The sequence below is a fragment of the Ferribacterium limneticum genome, assembly GCF_020510625.1.
GTDB classification, from domain to species: Bacteria; Pseudomonadota; Gammaproteobacteria; order Burkholderiales; family Rhodocyclaceae; genus Azonexus; species Azonexus limneticus_A.
The window spans coordinates 990,048-1,008,663 of sequence record NZ_CP075191.1; the positions used below are offsets into that span (position 1 = coordinate 990,048).

General features: G+C 62.8%; 21 protein-coding genes and 1 tRNA gene. 11 read left to right on the forward strand and 11 right to left on the reverse strand.

Annotation, left to right across the window (positions count from 1 at the left end; genetic code table 11):
- A complete protein-coding gene (locus tag KI617_RS04755) occupies positions 1-2,277 on the reverse strand; it encodes a PAS domain-containing sensor histidine kinase (protein WP_226450876.1) in 2,277 nt (758 codons plus the stop codon).
- Positions 2,278-2,343: 66 nt separating this feature from the next.
- Entirely contained in the window at positions 2,344-2,517 is a 174-nt protein-coding gene (locus KI617_RS04760) for a hypothetical protein (RefSeq protein ID WP_226450877.1), read from the reverse strand.
- A gap of 36 nt (positions 2,518-2,553) precedes the next feature.
- Here KI617_RS04760 and KI617_RS04765 point away from each other — a divergent pair, with 36 nt between their 5' ends.
- The 9 genes from KI617_RS04765 (at position 2,554) to KI617_RS04805 (ending at position 8,156) form a co-directional block, all read left to right on the forward strand.
- The gene (locus KI617_RS04765; RefSeq protein WP_226450878.1) at positions 2,554-3,246 is read left to right on the forward strand and encodes a L,D-transpeptidase family protein; all 693 of its coding nucleotides are present in this window, start codon (positions 2,554-2,556) and stop codon (positions 3,244-3,246) included.
- A 68-nt stretch (positions 3,247-3,314) separates the two neighbouring features.
- Positions 3,315-4,559 (forward strand): nucleoside recognition domain-containing protein, encoded by a 1,245-nt coding sequence (locus tag KI617_RS04770; protein WP_226450879.1) that lies wholly within the window; start codon positions 3,315-3,317, stop codon positions 4,557-4,559.
- An 85-nt stretch (positions 4,560-4,644) separates the two neighbouring features.
- Positions 4,645-4,729, forward strand: a tRNA-Leu gene (locus tag KI617_RS04775).
- A 222-nt stretch (positions 4,730-4,951) separates the two neighbouring features.
- Positions 4,952-5,200 carry a type II toxin-antitoxin system RelE/ParE family toxin gene (locus KI617_RS04780; RefSeq protein WP_226450880.1) on the forward strand — a complete coding sequence of 83 codons (249 nt, stop codon included), beginning with the start codon at positions 4,952-4,954 and terminating at the stop codon, positions 5,198-5,200.
- On the forward strand, positions 5,197-5,511 hold the full coding sequence (locus KI617_RS04785) for a helix-turn-helix domain-containing protein (protein WP_226450881.1): 315 nt from the start codon (positions 5,197-5,199) through the stop codon (positions 5,509-5,511). The genes KI617_RS04780 and KI617_RS04785 overlap by 4 nt, the downstream gene beginning before the upstream one ends.
- Positions 5,512-5,709: 198 nt before the next feature.
- The gene (locus tag KI617_RS04790; protein ID WP_226450882.1) at positions 5,710-6,285 is read left to right on the forward strand and encodes a pseudouridine synthase; all 576 of its coding nucleotides are present in this window, start codon (positions 5,710-5,712) and stop codon (positions 6,283-6,285) included.
- Positions 6,278-6,721, forward strand: a complete 444-nt coding sequence (locus KI617_RS04795) for a DUF192 domain-containing protein (protein ID WP_226450883.1) — start codon at positions 6,278-6,280, stop codon at positions 6,719-6,721. The genes KI617_RS04790 and KI617_RS04795 overlap by 8 nt, the downstream gene beginning before the upstream one ends.
- Positions 6,721-7,251: a chorismate--pyruvate lyase family protein gene (locus tag KI617_RS04800; RefSeq protein WP_226450884.1), complete on the forward strand. Its 531-nt coding sequence runs from the start codon at positions 6,721-6,723 to the stop codon at positions 7,249-7,251. Before KI617_RS04795 ends, KI617_RS04800 begins: the two co-directional genes overlap by 1 nt.
- Positions 7,252-7,289: 38 nt before the next feature.
- A complete protein-coding gene (locus KI617_RS04805; RefSeq protein WP_226450885.1) occupies positions 7,290-8,156 on the forward strand; it encodes an alpha/beta fold hydrolase in 867 nt (288 codons plus the stop codon).
- A 47-nt stretch (positions 8,157-8,203) separates the two neighbouring features.
- On the opposite strand, the gene KI617_RS04810 is transcribed toward KI617_RS04805, so the two are convergent.
- Complete coding sequence (locus KI617_RS04810) at positions 8,204-8,458, reverse strand: hypothetical protein (RefSeq protein WP_226450886.1); 255 nt, start codon at positions 8,456-8,458, stop codon at positions 8,204-8,206.
- Here KI617_RS04810 and KI617_RS04815 point away from each other — a divergent pair.
- Entirely contained in the window at positions 8,457-10,007 is a 1,551-nt protein-coding gene (locus KI617_RS04815) for an alkaline phosphatase (RefSeq protein WP_226450887.1), read from the forward strand. The genes KI617_RS04810 and KI617_RS04815 overlap by 2 nt on opposite strands.
- 90 nt (positions 10,008-10,097) lie before the next feature.
- A complete protein-coding gene (locus tag KI617_RS04820) occupies positions 10,098-10,817 on the forward strand; it encodes a hypothetical protein (RefSeq protein ID WP_226450888.1) in 720 nt (239 codons plus the stop codon).
- An 88-nt stretch (positions 10,818-10,905) separates the two neighbouring features.
- On the opposite strand, the gene phaP is transcribed toward KI617_RS04820, so the two are convergent.
- The 8 genes from phaP to KI617_RS04860 form a co-directional block, all read right to left on the reverse strand.
- Positions 10,906-11,472: a phasin family protein gene (gene phaP / locus KI617_RS04825; RefSeq protein WP_226450889.1), complete on the reverse strand. Its 567-nt coding sequence runs from the start codon at positions 11,470-11,472 to the stop codon at positions 10,906-10,908.
- A gap of 78 nt (positions 11,473-11,550) precedes the next feature.
- Positions 11,551-13,275 carry an alkaline phosphatase D family protein gene (locus tag KI617_RS04830; protein WP_226450890.1) on the reverse strand — a complete coding sequence of 575 codons (1,725 nt, stop codon included), beginning with the start codon at positions 13,273-13,275 and terminating at the stop codon, positions 11,551-11,553.
- Between the two features lie 96 nt (positions 13,276-13,371).
- Positions 13,372-13,896 (reverse strand): hypothetical protein, encoded by a 525-nt coding sequence (locus KI617_RS04835; protein ID WP_226450891.1) that lies wholly within the window; start codon positions 13,894-13,896, stop codon positions 13,372-13,374.
- A complete protein-coding gene (locus KI617_RS04840; RefSeq protein WP_226450892.1) occupies positions 13,893-14,450 on the reverse strand; it encodes a GspMb/PilO family protein in 558 nt (185 codons plus the stop codon). The genes KI617_RS04835 and KI617_RS04840 overlap by 4 nt, the downstream gene beginning before the upstream one ends.
- Positions 14,447-14,977 carry a PilN domain-containing protein gene (locus tag KI617_RS04845; RefSeq protein ID WP_226450893.1) on the reverse strand — a complete coding sequence of 177 codons (531 nt, stop codon included), beginning with the start codon at positions 14,975-14,977 and terminating at the stop codon, positions 14,447-14,449. Before KI617_RS04845 ends, KI617_RS04840 begins: the two co-directional genes overlap by 4 nt.
- A complete protein-coding gene (locus KI617_RS04850) occupies positions 14,970-15,737 on the reverse strand; it encodes a hypothetical protein (protein ID WP_226450894.1) in 768 nt (255 codons plus the stop codon). The genes KI617_RS04845 and KI617_RS04850 overlap by 8 nt, the downstream gene beginning before the upstream one ends.
- Entirely contained in the window at positions 15,718-17,412 is a 1,695-nt protein-coding gene (locus KI617_RS04855; RefSeq protein WP_226450895.1) for a GspE/PulE family protein, read from the reverse strand. The genes KI617_RS04850 and KI617_RS04855 overlap by 20 nt, the downstream gene beginning before the upstream one ends.
- 9 nt (positions 17,413-17,421) lie before the next feature.
- On the reverse strand, positions 17,422-18,606 hold the full coding sequence (locus KI617_RS04860; protein WP_226450896.1) for a type II secretion system F family protein: 1,185 nt from the start codon (positions 18,604-18,606) through the stop codon (positions 17,422-17,424).
- Positions 18,607-18,616: the final 10 nt, after the last annotated feature.

Consider the following 18,616-nt stretch of genomic DNA (forward strand, 5'->3'; position numbering starts at 1 on the left):
TCAGTTTCCAGCAAGAGGCCAAGTGAGGGTGAAGCAGGTTCCATGCCCCGGCGAACTGGTCACGGCAACGCTTCCGCCGTGCTGTTCGACGATTTTCCTGACGATGGACAGCCCCAGCCCCGTTCCTTCGCGGCGAGTTGTATAGAAAGGCTCGAAGATGCGTTTCAGCACTTCATCGGACATGCCCACGCCGGTATCCGAGATGCGGATTGTTTTGAAATTCGCCTCGGTTTTTGCATCGACCGTCACAACGCCCCCCTTGGGCATCGCATGAATGGCATTCATCAACAGGTTGAGAAAAACCTGCTTCAGTTGATGCGGATCGGCCGACAAGGGGGGATTGGTGTCGATACCGGCTAGTTCGAATCGAATGTTGCCGCTCTTGGCATCCTTGCGCGTCCAGAACAACACGTCATCCAGCACCTGTGCCAGAGGGCAGGCTTCTCGCGCGATCATCTGCGGTGCGGCAAAACCATGGAAGCTGCGCAGGAAACCTGAAAGCCGATCCACCTCCGACTCCATGCGTTTCAATGCCTCGATGAGTCCCGGCGGCACATCCTCTTCGTATTGCATCGCCTGTGCAACAGCCTTCATACCAGCCAGCGGGTTGCCGATTTCGTGCGCCACCCCCATCGCCAGTTCGCCCAGCGTGGTCAACTTTTCCATCTGGAACATCTGGCGGTCCAGTTCACGGCGCTCATCGTGAATTTCGCGTTCCCGGCTGACGTCGCGGGCAACGACAATAAAGCCGGCGGTCGTTGGCGTGACGGCCAGGGAAATCACTTGCTCGGGCAATTCCAGATCACAGCGGATTGCACCGTGGCTGGCATCAAGCGCGATGCTTTTCCATTGCGGCCAGAACTGCTCGACATTCAAGCCGAGCGGGTTGTGCGATTCGCCGAGTAAGCGTCCTGCAGCGGGGTTGAGCAGGCGGATGATCCCATCCCGGTCGATGGCCAGAATACCGTCTGCCGTGTGCTGGATGACTGCTTCGAGCGAGGCCCGCTCCTGCTCCAACTCCTGTGTGCGGGCCCGAACCTCATCTTCCAGGCGGTCGCGATGCGCCGTGATGGCGCGGGAGGATTCTTGCAGGCGCGACGCCATGCCGTTGAACTTTTCACCCAGTGCGGCAATTTCATCATTGCCAAGCACCGAGACGCGGCGCGAAAAATCGCCGTCGGCAATGGCATCCGTCTCTTTCGACAAGTCTTCCAGCGGTCGCAACAGACGCCTTGAAAGCGCATAGCCACCCAGTGCTGTGACCAGGAGTGCGACAAACAGCACCGCATAGAGCAGGTACAGATTGACCACGGCCATGAACAACTCGCGCTCCGGGAAAGCCAAGGCAATGCGCCATTTCCCCTTCGAGTTTTCAGCCAGTGCTTGCTGTGCATAGTCGATGGGCGAGTGGGCGACAATCCAGCCTTCACCGAGGCTGGGCGAGTTGCCACTTTCAATCAGATTGTTCGCGATGCCCGCCGGAAAGAAGCGATGCAGGTTTTCGACCGGTTCCAGCGAAAATGCCCCCGGCTCGCCATCAGCCGAACGGCTGACGAAATGTCCCTGACTATCGAGTAGGTAGGCAGTGCCGTGGCGGGCATTGGCCATTTGCTGGATCTGTTCCAGCAGGATGTCGGCATGCAGATTGATGATCAGGACACCGACCTTGGCGCCACTTGGTGCGGCCACCGGCGTGGCCACCCGAATGACCGGACGCTCCGGTTTTTCGATCTTGCCGAACTCGACGTTCAGATCAAGCGGGGAAACGTAGATCTGCCCGACGCCAACCTCCATCGCATCGCGAAAATAATAGCGATCCCCCTTCGGTTGTAGCGCCTCACGCGGCACGACATGCACGCCGTCCGGTTTGCGATCGACGCGCACCCATTCGTTGCCGTCGGCCGTCAGCAGGCGAATCTGGTAGATATGGGGGTAGAGCGTGGCCAGGGCGGCGTAGTCGCGCTCCAGTCGCGTCGTCGCCAACTGCAGCAACTGGGCATCCCGCGTCTGGCGTGCGGCAAGCACATCAACCAACCCCCGGCTGTTGGCGAGATAGAGCAATTCGGATGAAAGCTGGTCAAAAAACCGGCCTATCCCCTGCGAGCGAACCGTGACTTCCTGATTCAAATTGCGCAGCGTTTCGCCTTTGAGCGCCTGCAAGGACAGATAGACACCTATGGCGCCAGCCAACGCCGTCGGGATGACCGCAGCGACCAGAAACGCGGCGTATATTCGGCGTGAAAGCCCACCTAATGCACTGAAATTGGCGAAATCCATGGTTCATTCTAACAATGAGTGATGCGCCGTTGCCGCTGCGTGACGGCTTTCTTCCCGGTGCGCCGGTCAGGTCAGGTGCGAAACTGGACGCCGGTCGGCACCGTGGCCCTCCATCCTGAATTCGATTGCATCGTCAAAGCGCATTCGGAAGACAGGCTTATTCAGCCGCCGCATGATCGCGGCGACAACGATCGCGATGCGCGCCGCCGTGGGCTGGGGCTGTCCGCGAAAATCGTTCAAAATCGCCCCTTCTCCCGTCTTCGCAGTCTTCCTGTCATGCCCCTTCCGCTCGCATCGAATCAGTTGCTGCTCTGTGTGTCACCCGATTGGGCGACTCCTGCAGGCCGTTTGCAGCGCTTCTTGCGCGCTCAGTCGGCAAATGACTGGCAGCCAGTCGGGCCATCGATTCCGGTAATGCTGGGCCGTTCCGGGCTGGCTTGGGGGCGGGGTTTGCCTGCCGAGCCAGCCGGGGAGGTGCGTCTGAAGAGCGAGGGGGACGGTTGTGCCCCGGCCGGTATTTTCGTGATTTCTGCACTGTTTGGTTATGCGAAGCCGGGCAGTACGTTGGCTCATCCTGCGAAGCTGCCTTATCTGTATGCCAGTCCTGATCTAAAGGCCATCGACGACCCGGCGTCCTCGCATTACAACCGGATTGTCGATCAGTCGTCTGTGGCTTGCCGAGACTGGACTTCGTGCGAAGACATGCGGCGGGACGACCAGCGCTATGCGATCGGTGCCGTTGTCGCGCATAACCTCGAGCAGGCGCCCGGTGCGGGCTCGTGCATTTTCCTGCATGTCTGGGAGCGCGAGGGCGTGCCGACGGCCGGGTGTACGGCGATGTCACTGGCCGATATGACGGAGATTGCCCGCTGGCTGGATGGTGCGGCGGCACCGGTGCTGGTGCAGTTGCCGCGAGCGGAATACGAAGCCTTGCGTGAGGCCTGGGGGCTGCCGCTGTTCGCAGCATGACGCTGCGGTGACAGTCCTCTGCCCGCCGGCTAGACTGGCGGCCTTTTAACCTTCCGGCCTCTTCCCCCGTGCTCAATAAAATCTGGGTCGCTTTCATCCTCGTCGGCTTCGTCGCGGCGGTGGCGCAGTTGCTGCAGGGCGATCTCGATATCTTCACGCGCGTGCTGACCGGGCTGTTCGATACTGCCAAGACGGGATTCGATATCTCGCTTGGCTTGGTCGGGGTGATGAGCCTGTGGCTCGGCATCATGAAAATCGGCGAGCGGGGCGGGCTGATCCAGCTTTTTGGGCGGGCGCTGGGGCCATTCTTCCGCCGCGTCTTTCCCGATATTCCGGCCGGTCATCCGGCCAGCGGCAGCATCGTGATGAACGTCAGCGCCAACATGCTCGGCCTGGACAACGCGGCAACGCCGCTTGGGCTGAAGGCGATGCGCGAACTGCAGGAAATCAACCCGCAGCCAGACACGGCCAGCAACCCGATGATCATGTTCCTGGTGCTGAATACCGCCGGCATCACGCTGATCCCGACTTCGGTGATCGCCATCCGCCAGGCCATCGCGCTGAAGCAGGGGCTGGTTGGCTTCAACGCCGCCGATATTTTCCTGCCGACGCTGCTCGGCACCTTCGTTTCCTTCTGCGCCGGGCTGATCGCGGTTGCCGTCTGGCAGCGCATCAACCTATTCTGCAAGCCGGTGCTCGCCTTTTTTGCCGGATTCGCTGCACTGATGGGCGGGCTGTACTGGTGGCTGGCCGGCATGCCGCCGGAGCAGATGGCACAGATGATCGGCCTGCTCGGCAGCGGCCTCATCGTCGCTATCATCGTGCTTTTCGTTGCCGTCGCCGCCTGGCGGGGCATCGATGTCTACGAAAGCTTCGTCGACGGCGCCAAGGAGGGCTTCGGCGTCGCCGTGCAGATCATTCCCTACCTGATCGCCATGCTCGTCGCGATCTCGGTCTTCCGCACTACCGGCGGCATGGATGCCCTGATCGGGCTCATCCGTAGCGCCGTGCTGGCGCTTGGCCTGAACGCCGATTTCGTCCCGGCGCTGCCGGTCGGCCTGATGAAGACGCTGAGCGGCAGCGGCGCGCGCGGCCTGATGGTCGATGTGATGACGACCTACGGTGTCGATTCCTTCCAGGGCAAGCTGGCGGCGATCATCCAGGGCTCGACGGAAACCACTTTCTACGTGCTGGCCGTCTATTTCGGTAGCGTCAATATCACCAAAACCCGCTATGCCCTGGCTTGCGGCCTGATCGCCGATGCCGTCGGGCTGGTCGGCGCCATCCTGATCGGCTACGCCTTCTTCCACTAAGAGGGGCTTAACAACCCGGCGATTCCCCGCTAGAATCGCGCCCCTTCATCGACGTACGAAGCAGTCAGCATCCCCGGATGCCGCAGCCTTGGTGGTGAAATTGGTAGACACGCTATCTTGAGGGGGTAGTGGCGCAAGCTGTGCGAGTTCGAGTCTCGCCCAAGGCACCAAATGCTTTACGTCGAAGTCCCGAGAACCCGCCTGAGTGCGGGTTTTTTGTTGCCCTTTTGTCCGGTAGTCGGGGCTCACGACGATCAAGCTTGGCCTTGCTTATGCAACGCAAGTTGCGTATATTTTGCCAATGAAAGCACTGTTCATTGAATTGCCGGCGTTTGCAAAATTTCGCACCGATTACCTTGATGACGAGGGGTTTTCGCGGGCTACAGCAGTCCATGCTGAAGAACCCGAAAGCTGGTGATGTAATCGAAGGGACTGGCGGTCTGCGCAAACTGCGTCATGGCGATCCACGCCGTGGCAAAGGTAAGCGCGGTGGGTTGCGGGTGATTTACTACTGGTGGGATGGTGGCCGGCAATTCTGGCTATTCACCCTGTACGACAAGGATGAAATGGAGAACTTGAGTGCTGACGAAAAGAAGGCACTCAGGGGAATGTTGAAAGCTGAGCTGGAGGCCAGACGATGAAAAAGCGGAACTTGTTTGCGGAGATTGCCGAGGGCTTCGACGCCTTGGCGAATGAGCGCACCGGCAAGCAGACGCTGCGCACGCATAAGGTCGAGGTTCTGCCATTGGCGGAGGTTACGGCAGAGGAGCTGGTCTCGCTGCGTGAGCGCCTGCATCTGTCGCGCCCGGTGTTTGCTGGCTACCTGCGTACCAACCCGAGAACCTTGGAGAACTGGGAGCAGGGCAGGGCCAAGCCGAACGCCCAAGCCTCGCTACTGATTCGCCTGGTCGAGAAATTCCCGGATACGGTTGAGCGGCTTGCCGCGGTTTGATTGCTTACCAGTAAGCAGGCTGTGTTTCAGGCCCTGCCGAAAGGCGGGGTTTCTGCTCCGCGCTGCAATTGATTTGGCGAGCCGGTTCATTCCAACCCAAGGCACCAAATGCTTTACGTCGCTGGCTGTCGGTCTCTAGGGGCAACGGTCAAAATCGGCGAAAATTGAATTCCCGCTTCGTCACAGAAATTCACCGCCGTGTCCTCCATCGTTTTGTTCAACAAGCCTTACGGCGTTCTCAGCCAGTTCACGCCGGAGGGCAAGTGGCGGGCGTTGAACGAGTTCATCGCGGTCAAGGATGTCTACGTGGCCGGCCGGCTCGATGCCGATAGCGAAGGCCTGCTGATCCTGACCGACGACGGCAAGTTGCAGGCGAAGATTGCCGATCCCAAACACAAGCTGGAAAAAACCTATTGGGCGCAGGTCGAAGGCGTGCCGGAAGAAGCGGCGTTGGACCAGCTACGTGCCGGCATCAAGTTGTCGGATTTCACCGCCAAGCCGGCCAAGGTGCGGCTGATCGAGGAACCGGCCGGCCTGTGGCAGCGCGATCCGCCGATTCGCTTTCGTGCGGCGATTCCGACTTCGTGGCTGGAAATCCGTATCAGCGAGGGCAAGAACCGCCAGGTCAGGCGGATGACGGCGGCCATCGGTTATCCTACGCTGCGCTTGATAAGGGCGGCCATCGGGGCGGCGACGCTGGATGGTCTGGCGCTGGGGCAATGGCGAAAAATCGACGGCAGTTACCAGGATTTGCAAGGAAGATTCAATGAATAAGACACTCGTTGGCGCACTCATCGGCTTGGCTGTGAGCGCTGCCGCCTGGGCGCAGAACGCCATGCCGGTCATGGAGCTGAGCGCCGGTTTTCATCGCATCGAGGCCGAAGTGGCCGCCACTGATGCCAATCGCCAACTTGGCCTGATGAACCGCAAGGCGATGCCGGCCCAGCACGGCATGCTCTTCGTCTTTACCCAGAACAACACGCATTGCATGTGGATGCGCAACACGCTGTTGCCGCTGTCGGTGGCCTTCATGGATGAGGAAGGCAAGATCATCAACATCGAGGACATGCAGCCGCAGACCGAAGACAACCACTGCGCCCGCCGGCCGGCCCGCTACGCGCTGGAAATGAATATCGGCTGGTTTGCCCAGCGTGGTATCAAGCCGGGCATGAAGCTGAACGGCATTGAAAAGGCGCCGCGGCCTCAATAATGAAACGCAGCAAATGGCGGACTCGCTTCGCAGGTGCTTCCTGCAACCCCATTCTCCGCTCTTGGCTGAGCGAGCCGGACTCGCTGACAGCGCGCTGCCAGCGGGCGAGTTCGGCTTTTTGCGTGCGCCTGTTGCGCTACGGCAAAGGCCAGGCGCTGGCCGACGAGGCCGTGGACGGCAAGGTCGGCCGGCATCCGGCCTGGGTGCGCGAAGTGGCGCTCGAATGCGATGGCGTGCCGGTGATCTTCGCCCACACCACGCTATCGACTGCCGTTGATGGCCGGATGACGCGCTGGATGGCAGGTCTGGGCAGTCGCTCGCTGGGCTCCCTGCTTTTTGCCTATCCCGGCTTCAAGCGGGGGAGCATCGAATTTCTTCGGCTTGATCAGCGTCACCCGCTTTATCGGCGTGCTGCAGCCTTGGGCGCGGTACAAAAGACCCTGTGGGCGCGCCGTTCGCTGCACAAACTTGGCCGGCAGCAGGTGCTGGTGACGGAAGTCTTCCTGCCGGCGATCACTACGCTGAAGTGATGCGCTTGGCGCTGGCGAGTTTCCAGAAAGGAAAAATCATGCAGCCCAGTACGACAGAAACCATCGACATTCGCGGCTTGCGCTATCACGTGCGCCACTGGGGGCCGGTCGATGCGCCGAAGCTCTTCCTGTTGCACGGCTGGATGGATTCGTCGGCCACCTTCCAATTCGTCGTCGACGCCTTCCGGAAATCCTGGCATGTCATTGCGCCGGACTGGCGAGGCTATGGCGACAGCGAGTGGCTGGGGCGACCCTACTGGTTTCCCGATTACTACGCCGATCTCGATGCCCTGCTCCAGCATTACTCGCCGGATGCGCCGGCCCAGCTGGTTGGGCACAGCATGGGCGCGAACATTGCCGCGACCTATGCCGGCTTGCGGCCGCAGCGGGTGGCGCGGCTGGCCATGCTCGATTTTCTTGGCTTGAAGCCGGACCCGGTCGTCGATGCACCGACCCAACTTGGCAAATGGCTGGACGAGATTGTTGAAACGCCCCGCCTGCGCGTCTATCCGGATCATGCGGCACTGGCCCGTCGCTTGCGCCTGGTTAATCCCCGCCTGAGCGTCGAGCGGGGCGATTTCCTGGCTGCTTCAGTCAGCCGGGTGCGCGCCGACGGACAGGTCGAGATGGCCTGCGACCCGTGGCACAAGATTGCCTCGCCAACCTTGTACCGCATTGACGATGCGCAAGCGAGCTGGCGCCGGATCAGCGCACCGGTGCTGCAGGTGATTGCCGCACAAGGCTTTGTCCAGTATCGCTTCGGCAACCTGCCCGAGGAGTTTCAGCGGCGCCTGGCCTGTTTTGCCGATTTGCGCATCGAAACCATTGCCGATGCCGGTCACAATTTGCATCACGATCAGCCGGAGGCCGTTGCCGCAGTGCTTGAGGCTTTCGTTCAGGACTAGGGGTTGGCAAATTCCGAGGGTGGCTGCGGCAAAACAGGCCTCCCTGGTCAGTTGGCAGTTGGCGGCCGGTATAAAAAAAGGGCGGTCCGGGCTGGCTGATTGATCCCGATAGGCCCCCGATTCAGGCTTCGTCTGCTTTGATGTCGATGTAATGCCGGTGCAATGATGAAGAAATATTCCCTGGCTACGATGGGCGGCGCCAATGCATCGCCGGAATCAAAAGAATAATCGGTGATTGTGGCATTCAGGCGCTCGTTAACTCGTTTGGCTTCCCGCCCATTCCATTCAGGAGTCTCGTTCATGCACAAACTCAATCGCAAGGCCATCGTTTCGGCCATTGCCCTCGCTATTTCCGCCGGCGCCATGCCCGCTTTCGCTGCTGATCCGGTCGTTCAGGGGCCGGAATCCGTCCAGGACTGGTACAAGCAAGGCCAGCATTTCATTCGCCATAGCGAAAGAATGCACCACGACAACCATCGTCACGCCAAGAACGTCATCCTGTTCGTCGGCGACGGCATGGGCGTTTCGACTGTGACCGCTGCCCGCATCCTCGAAGGCCAGCTGAATGGCAAGCCGGGCGAAGAAAACCGCCTGTCCTTCGAACACTTCCCGAACCTGGCCCTCTCCAAGACCTACTCCTGGGACCAGCAGACCTCTGACTCCGCCCCGACGATGACCGCCATGGTTACCGGCTACAAGGCCCGTGAAGGCATGCTTTCGGTCAACCACCTGACCGCCCGCGGCGAATGCGATGCCGCCAAGATCGCCGCCAACAGCCTGCCGACCATCCTCGAACAGGCCGCTGCCGCCGGCAAGGCGACCGGTGTCGTCTCGACCGCCCGCATCACGCACGCCACCCCGGCTGCCACCTACGCCCACACCGCCGTGCGCGACTGGGAACATGACGGTCTGGTCGCCAAGGCTTGCGCCGGTGTTGCCAACCCGGTCAAGGACATTGCCCGCCAGTTGATCGAAGTCTCGCCGACCGTGGCCAAGAGCCTGAAAGTTGCTCTCGGCGGTGGCCGTGAATATTTCCGCCCGAACACCCAGTTCGATCCGGAAGACACCACCAAGAAGGGCCTGCGTACCGACGGTCGCGACCTGACCGCCGAATGGGTCGGCACCCGCGGCGCCAACGCCAAGTTCGTCTACGACCAGGCTGGTTTCGATGCCGCCACCCCGGCCAACACCAGCCACCTGCTCGGCCTGTTCGAGCGTTCGCACATGGAGTACGAGGCTGACCGTGCCAACGACACCGCCAAGGAACCGTCGCTGACCGAGATGACCACCAAGGCCATCGACATGCTCGACAACAACCGTCGCGGCTTCTTCCTGCACGTCGAGGCTGGCCGTATCGATCACGCCCACCACGCCGGCAACGCCAAGCGCGCCCTGCTCGACACCATCGAGTTCGCCAACGCGATCAAGAAGGCCTACGAGATGACCGACCCGCGCGAGACGATGATCATCGTTACCGCCGACCACAGCCACGTGTTCACCATCGCCGGCTACCCGCATCGCGGCAACGACATCCTCGGCCTGAGCAAGGAAGTGCCGGCAGTTGATGGCGCGCCGACGGCACCGACCAAGGCTGGCGACGGCATGCCCTACACCACGCTGGGCTACCAGAACGGCCCGGGCGCTGCCAGCAACCCGCGCAGCAACGACCTGAGCAGCGTCGATACCACGGCCCTGAACTACCTGCAGCAAGCCGTTGTGCCGATGGGTTCGGAAACCCACGCCGGTGAAGACGTCGCCATCTACGCGACCGGTCCGAAGTCCCACCTGGTCCGCGGCAGCATGGAACAGAACTGGATCTACCACGTGATGAAGGAAGCCTTCGGCTTCTGATCGCTGTCCCGGGCGGCGGTCAATCCGCTGCCCGGTACTTGCAACAAGGGCGTCCTGCGGGGCGCCCGCTGCGTTTATAGAGGAAGTTGAGTGAACCTGAAAAAAACAGTGATTTTGAGTTGCCTGGGCCTGAGCATCATGGCCGGCGCCCATGCCCACGAAGCGCATCACGAACATCAGGCGACGGCCGGCGCCTCATCCGCCGCCAGCCAGCCGCTCAAGCCGCTGGCTGCCCGCTACGACCTGAGCAACAACAAGGTACGCACCGAGTGGTATCTGTGGCGCGATGCGGATGCAGTCGAGACCGCCGACCTGGCCACCGGCCAGAACAATATCTGGGAGCGCCAGGGCAAGGACGACTACAGCTATCGCCGCGTCTTCCACCGCGACCAGCGTGTCGTCGAATACACGCCGGGCGAGATTCGCACGCGCAATGCCCAGCCCGACTGGGTCAAGCTCGCCTCGGTGGTCTCCCCCGAGTTGCTGGCAAGCCTGAAGCGCGGCCCGAGCAAGATGCAGTTTGGTCAGAAATCCGTGCGCTACAGCGGCACGCTGAATGGCCAGAAGATCGACATATGGTGGCTGGAGCAGGCGCAGTTGCCGGCCCGCCTGCAGATCGTCGGCCCGCAACAGCGCATGGAACTCAGCCTGAAGGAAATCCAGGCCGAAGCACCGGCTGCCTGGCCGCGTGCCACCGATGAACGCATCGCCAGCTACGGCAAGATCGATGCCGCCGATTTTGGCGACATGGAAAGCGACCCCTTCGTCGCCCGCGTCATGCACCAGGACGGCCACCACCACTCGCACTGAGTTATTCCCGAGCTGATGGCCCGTCAGCAATGAAAACAGGCCCTGCGGCGATGACGCCGCAGGGCCTGTTGCTATCTGACGCACTAAATCAGGCGGCTTTTTCGACAGCCTTCACGGCCTTGGCCTTGGTGACCTTGCTTGCCTTGACCGTGCTCTCGGACAGCGCGGCCAGCTTGGACTGGGTCGATTCGGTGGCTTGCTTGACGACGTTCTGCAGCGAATCCATTGCCTCGTTGGCTGTGGTCAGCGCATTCCTGACCGCTTCCACAACCGGTTCGGCGCCCTGCGGCACATTCTTCATCGTCGCTTCGACGGCGGCGACGAACTGCTGTTGGGCATCGGCCATCCGGGCTTCAACCAACTCGCTGAATTCGTTGCCCAGGCCAATGGCGATGCCGAACAGGTTGTGGTTGTAGGCGGCAGCCTTCTCGGCCAGATCCTGCAGGGCGTTGTTGTGCAGCTTCGACAGTTCCTTGATGTCCTTGCTGCTGAGCAGCGAGTGGGCATGCTCGTGATGGCGTTCCAGGGAATTCTTCGAGGTTTCCAGGTTCAGGTGGGCAAGCTTCTCGATCGTTTCCAGTGCCTTGCTGCTCATCTCGTGCAGGGCGGAAAGTTGGGCCTTGTGGGCAGCAATGACTTTTTCGGCGTTCATCATGAGACTTCTCCAATAGGTGGGTTGATTCGGCAAATACCTTAATTCCGGTGCGTTACATGTTTATTGCGGTGCCGCCGCTCAGACGGCAACCAGCTTGCGATTGGCGGCGCCCGGCAAAGTGCGCAGCGATTTGCCCGGCAGCAGGGTGTATTCCGCCGCCTTGACGGTGCTGACGTAATGCCAGTCGGCACGGCACTCTCCGGCCGTCGCCGTGATCACCATGTAGCCACGGTCGCCGGTATTGGCGTATTTGAGAGGGCCGATGATGGCTTCCAGCCCGGCGGCGACCAGGGCGGGGTTCTCGTTCGGGAAATAGGCTTCGAAGCCGGGCGAGCTGACCGAGGAAACGGCGTATTCGACGCCGGCGGTGCGACCCAGGTAATCCTGCAGGTCGCTGGCCCAGGCGTTGTGCGTATCGCCGGCCAGCACGACCAGATTCTTGTCCAGCGCGCGCGACATGCCGAGCACCGTCTCGCGGGCCATTGCATAACCATCCCAGGCGTCGAGGTTGTACGGAATGGCGGGCTGGGCCAGGATGGCCTGCTCGGTGGCGGTCAGGCTGCCGGGTGCGGTCTGTGCCTTGGCCACCAGCGCGGAGTAGGCCGAGAAGCTGATCTGGCCGAGCACCAGCGGGGCGGGAATGTTCATGCGGCCCATCAGCACCTGCTGACCGAGCACCTGCCAGATGGCGCCGGAGCCGGCCATCTGTTCCTGCAGCCAGAGCAGTTGCTCGACGCCCAGCAACTGGCGGTCGGCATCGGCCATGTCGGCAGCGAAACGGGCACTGTCGAAACTGCCTGTGCTGCCGAAGTAATTGGCGTAGTCGAAGGCCTGGTCGCGGGCGATGACCCGGGTGTCCAGCATGTGCAAGGCGAGCAGGTCGCCGAAGGCAAACGAGCGATGAATCTTTTCCGGATGCTTCAGGTCCGGCGTGCGGATCGGCAGCCACTCATGGAAGGCGCGCAGAGCGGCGGCGCGGCGGGTCGAAAATTCGCCTTCGGTCGCCGAATCGTGGTTTTCAGCCCCGTCCTTCCAAGTGTCGTTGGCGATTTCGTGGTCGTCCCAGACATGAATGAAAGGCATGGCGGCGTGCACGGCCTGGAGGTCCGGGTCGGTGCGGTACTGGGCATAACGCTGGCGGTAGTCGTCGAGGCTCAGCAGTTCATGGGCCGGCTCGACTTCGCGGTCGAGCGCGGCGGCATCTTCCGAGGCGTATTCACCACGGCCATACTCGTAGATGTAGTCGCCGAGGTGGATGGCAGCCTGGATGTCGTCGCGCTTGGCGGCCTCGGCATAGACGTGGAAATAGCCGGCTGGATAGTTGGAGCAGGTGAAGACGGCCAATTTGACCTGGGTCGGTTTGCCAACCGGCAGCGTGCGGGTGCGGCCAACCGGCGAAACCCGATGCCCGGCGATGAAGCGGTAAAAATAGACCGTATTCGGCTGCAGGCGGGTGGCATCGACCTTGACCGTGTAGTCGCGGTGCGCATCGGTCAGCGCCGTGCCGGCCCGGACAATGCGCTCGAAATTCTTGTCCAGCGCCAATTCCCAGCGGACCGGGAGGCGGCCGGCCCGGATGCCGTCCACGCGTGTCCACAGAATCACCTGCCGGGCCAGGGGGTCGCCGCTGGCGACGCCATGTTTGAAGGACAGCCGGGCATGCGCCGCCCGCCGGTCATCGTCGTGATCGTGGCCGTGGGCCAGGGCGCTCGCCGGCAGCAGGGCGCTACCGGAGAGGGCGAGCGAGCCAGCGCCCAGTTGATGAACGAAATGGCGGCGTGATTTGCGGAGACGGGTGGTCATGGCGATCCATAGAAGGAGTGAAGATCGCCGCAGACTATCGCGCCGGCATTACCGGAAAATGTCGCTGGTATGACTGCAGATTACTGCGCACGTGCCCTAGATGGCGCCCGTGGCCAGAACCTGGCGCTCCTGCAGCGGCTGGTAAACGAAGACGACCTTGCCGGCCGAGATTTCCTCGACCGCATAGGTGCCGTTGATCACGTCGCCAACCTTGATGACGAGGTGTCGCCCCTGATCCTTGATGAAGACCCGGACTTCGCCGTCTTCGATCAGTTGCCCGAGGAACTGGAAGGGCAAGGGCGGCGCCCGGGGTTTGGGCGGCGGGGGCGGCGGCGGGGCGATGAACCAGCTCTTGGTGCGGAAGGGGTCGATGGTTTCCGGTGTTTCCTCTTTCTCACCGGCCGTTTCGTCCTTCTCCGGCGAGGCTTCCGCCGGGGCGAGGGAGGCGGTTGGCACCATCCCGGCCATGGCTTCGCTACTTGCTGGCAGCTTGCGCTTGGCCGGTCGCTCGGCGGGTTCGGGGGGCGCCGTATCATCTTCGACAAAAACGGCCGCTGCCACCGTGCCGAGCAACAGCGCACCGAGTATCAGCCAGCGTTGGCGTGGGCCGGGCTTGTTCATTGGCTTTCCTGGCGACGGAAGAAGATGACCAGGCGCAACTGTGCATCGACGGCGCCGGCACCGATGTTTTCCCGGCGCAGGGTGACATCCTCGATGGCCAGCGCCGGGAACTCGCTGCGGATGGTCGTCAGGTAAGTCCGCAGGTCGCGGTAGCTGCCCTGCACCGGCAGGTTCAGCACGTAACGGTCGAACAGTTTGTCCTTGCCGGCCAGCAGCCGGTATTCGCCGGCCGATAGCTGCAGGCCTTTTTCGCTAGCCAGTTCGAGCAGGCGACCGAGCTCGGCGTGCAGGCGCTCCTCGTCGGGAAAGCGCTCGAGCAGGCTGAGTCGCGCTTGCTCCGGCGTCGCCTGGGTGAGCTGGCGATCGATCTGGGCGCGCCGGCTGGCCCGTTCGAGCTGTTGTAACTGCCGTTCGCCAGCCTCGATCGCTGTTTCGCGGCCGGGCAGCACAATCAGATGCAGGCCGGCCGCAATCAGCACGAGCAGGCCGCCGGCCAGCGGCAGCCACTGCGGATTGGCCAGGGCAAAACGGCCGCGGGCGAGCCAGTTGTTCATGGTGTGCTGGTCCATGTGGCGGCAATTTCGAAGCTGACCGGGCGTTGCGGGTCGTCGGTCTTGATCTTGTGGGAGAGCAGGCTGACCTGCGACAAGGGCGGCCGGCGCAAGGCGTCGACAAAACCGAGCGCCGCCTGCAGGTTGCGCGCCTCGCCGGAAATCTGCAGCGATTTGGCCGCGGCATTCGGCGTGATGCCCAGCAGACTGACATCTTCCGGCGTTGCCCGCTCGATCTGCAGGTACAGCCCGTCCCAGTCGATGCGGATGGCGGCGACCGCCTGTTGCAGCGCCTTGCCCTGTTCGGCCGGCAGGGCGGCTTCGCGCTGCGCCGCCTCGCGGCTGGCCCGGTTCAGCCGGTCGGCCCGCCGCTTGGCTTGCTCCTGACGCGATTCCAGGTCGGCCAGTTGGGCGTTCTGCTGGCTGGCCTCCAGCCAGGCATCGGCACAGAGCACGGCGCCGACCAGCAACAGAATGAAGGGCAGCAGGCCGGGGCGGCGGGGCTGGAAGTCCAGCGCGAGATCACGCATGGGCACCGCCTTCGAGCCGCGACATCTGCTGTTCGATCTCCCAGTCGCCGAGCGTCTTTGGCCAGGCATCACGACTGAAAATGTGTACTTTTTTCCGGTCGACTGCCGCATCTTCGGCGGCCAGCAGGCCCTGCAACTCGGCACCCAGTTGCTCTGGCTCGGCATGCGTCCGGTGATTGCGCAGCAGCGTGATGTTGCCGTTGCACAGGCCGAGCAGCGTCAGCCAGCCATCGTCGGGGAAGACCACGCAGCCGTCGCCGACCGATAGTCGGCAACTCGCCAGGTTGCTGGTCAGGCGCGGTTGCAGGCTGTCGAGGCGCAGGCGACGGCTTTTGACCATCTGGCGCAGCGCCGCCAGCAGGCCGCCGGGAATGCCGGCCGCCAGGCCATTCAGGCCGAAAGCGGGGCGATCGAGCGCGAGGCTCAAGTGTTCTGCCTGTTCGCCCAGGCTATTGCGGAGCAGGGCCTTGGCCATGCCGAGTCGTGCCTTGTCGCCGAGCACGCTGTCGCTCCACGGCAGCACGGCAAAGCGGACGAACTGGTTGGCGATGACGATCTTCAGGCGGCCAAAGGTACTTGCCTTGGTAGCGAGCAGGGCTGTGGCGGCGGCCAGCGCCGGTTGCCAGTCGGCTTCGTCGGGCTGGGCAGGCGGCACTTCGGCCGTGAAGCGCTGGGCCGGGCCGCGCCACGGCTTGCGGTCGAGCACGATGTGCCGGGGATGGACGAGCAGGGTGTGCCGGTCAAGCCACGAAAGTGACACGGTTGGCCTCCTCCAGACTGGTGATGCCGACCTTGACCAGATCGAGCGCCGATTCGCGCAGCGAGCGCGTGCCGCCGCGCCGGGCGGCTTCCTTCAATTGGCGGATCGGGGCGCGGGCGAGGATCAGTTCGCGGATTTCATCGTCGAGCGCCAGCAGTTCGGCAATGGCCCGCCGGCCGCGATAGCCGGTGCCGCGACAACTGCCACAGCCGACGGCATGGCGGAACTGCCAGTCGGCAGCAGCCAGGGGGTCGATCTCGGCATTGGCCAGCGCTTCGGGGGTCGGCGTCGTCGGGCTGGCGCAGGCCGGGCACAGCGTGCGGATCAGGCGCTGGGCCACGACGCCGTTCAGTGCCGAGACGAGGTTGTAGGGGTCGACCTCCATGTGCAGGAAGCGGCCGATCACGTCAAAGACGTTGTTGGCATGCACCGTGGTGAACACGAGGTGGCCGGTCAGCGCCGCCTGCACGGCGATCTGGGCGGTTTCCGAGTCGCGGATTTCGCCGACCATGATCTTGTCCGGGTCGTGGCGCAGGATGGAGCGCAGGCCGCGAGCGAAGCTCAGGCCTTTCTTTTCATTAACCGGAATCTGCAGTACGCCGGATAGCTGGTATTCGACCGGGTCCTCGATGGTGACGATCTTGTCCTCGCCGCGGTTGATCTCGGACAGCGCGGCGTAGAGGGTCGTCGTCTTGCCGCTACCGGTCGGGCCGGTAACCAGCAGCATGCCGTAAGGTTCGGCCGACAGGCGGCGAATGCGGTACATGGTGTCGGCGTCAAAGCCCATGACGTCGAGGCGCAGGCCGTCGAGATGGTCGCTCAGCGCCTGCTTGTCGAGGACGCGCAGCACGGCATCCTCGCCCCAGATGCTGGGCATGATCGAGACGCGGATGTCGATTTCACGGCCCTGCCAATTGACCTTGAAGCGACCGTCCTGCGGCACCCGCCGTTCGGCAATGTCGAGCTCGGAAAGCACCTTGATGCGCGAAATCATCTGTTCGGCGGTGTCGCTGCCATCGATGGCGCCGGCAAAATTGAGCACGCCATCGATGCGGTACTTGATCGCCAGGCCGCGATTGTTGGCTTCGATGTGAATATCGCTGGCCCCGGCTTTCAGGCCATCGTGCAGGGTCGAACGCACCAGCCGGACGATATTGCTGCCTTCCTCCGAAATGCCCTGCAGCGAGAGGTCTTCGGCGTTTTCGCCGGTGCTGACCTGGGAGTGATCACCCTTGAAGTCGCCGTCCAGCGCCCGGACGCGAGATTCTTCGCGGGCCAGGTAGGCGGTGATCACCGAGGCCGGCGCCAGGCGCCATTCGATGCGCCGGCTCAGCGGCAGCAGGCCTTCCAGCCAGTCGCGCAGGCCGGCATCAAGCGGGTTGGGGGCGACGACCAGACAGGCGGCTTCGGTGTCAATGACCAGCACCTGGCGCCGGAGGTATTCGGCGAAGGAGGCCAGCGACAGGGCCAGGGCGTGTTCCGGCAGCTCGCTCAGGCGAATGCTGGTCAGGCCGAAGGCGGCAGCGGTGATTTCGGCTGCCTTCTGCTCGTCCATGCCATGCGTAGCCTGCAGCCCGGCAATGGCGGCCGATATTCCGTTGAGCCGCGTTAACTGACGGGCTGCTTCAAGCAGCGTGTTGTGTTCAAGCAGGCCGGTGTCGACGAGTGAATTCATGGTCAGCCCCTATTGAAAATTGCCGGCCAATTCGAAAATCGGCATGTACAGAAGGAGGACGATGCCGCCGATCACGCCGCCGATGCCGGTCATCAGCAGTGGCTCGAACAGGCGGCTGAAGGTATCGACCAGACGGTTGATTTCCTCGTCGTAGAAACTGGCCACCGATTCCAGCATGCTGCCGAGCTGGCCGCTTTTCTCGCCGACGGCGATCATGCGCCGGGCGATTGGCGTGCTCAGGCCGCCGTGCAGGGCGGCATCCGAAAAGGCTTGGCCGTGCTCGATGTCGCTGATCGCCCGCTGCAAGCCCTCGCGCAAGGCAACGGGCAGGATGTCAGCGACCATGACCAGCGTCGTGCGCAGCGGAATACCGGCGCGCAGCAGCATGCCGACGGTGCGGTAGAAGCGGGCGAGATAGACGATGCGCAGGCGTTCGCCGATGCCCGGCAGGCGCCAGATCACCCGGGCCAGCATGGCGCGGACAGGGGGCAGGGAGAGCAGGGCGGCGATCCCGAAGGCGGCCAGCAGGCTGCCGATGGCCAGGCCGGCGGCATGCTGGTTGACGAAATCGCCCCAGCTGAACAGCAACGAGGAAAGGCCTTCCGGCTGCCGGCCGCTGTCGGCGAAGACCAGCGCAAAGCGCGGCACGACGAAGCCGAGCAGGAAGAAGGTGACGAGCAGGCCGACGGCAAGCAGCAGGACCGGATAGATGGCGGCGCTGACCAGTTTCTTTTTCAGTTCGCGCAGCTTTTCGTCGAAGGTCAGGTAGCGGCGCAGCGATTCCGGCATGTCGCCGGTTCGCTCGCTGGCCTTGACCGTAGCGACATAGAGCTCCGGGAAAACCTCCGGAAAGCGCTGCAGCGCGGTCGACAGGGATTGGCCCTGGCGCAGCGCGGTGAGCAGGCCATTCAGGACATCGCTTGAGCCTGAACCCTGGTCCTGTTCGGCCAGCGTTTCCAGCCCCTCGACAACATTGAGGCCGGCTTCGAGCAGCGAGAGCAACTGGCGGGTAAACAGCGGCAACTGGAACTTGCCGCTGCGACTCTTGCCGCGTTTTTGCCCGACCGGATCGGCCGAGACGATGACGGCGCCAAGCAGTGAGGTGGCCTGCGGCAAATCGTTCGCGCTATCGGCGGCGACGCGCAAGCGCGACACGCCCTGGCCGGGGAAAACCGCGACGACGTCGAATTCCATCAGCCGGACG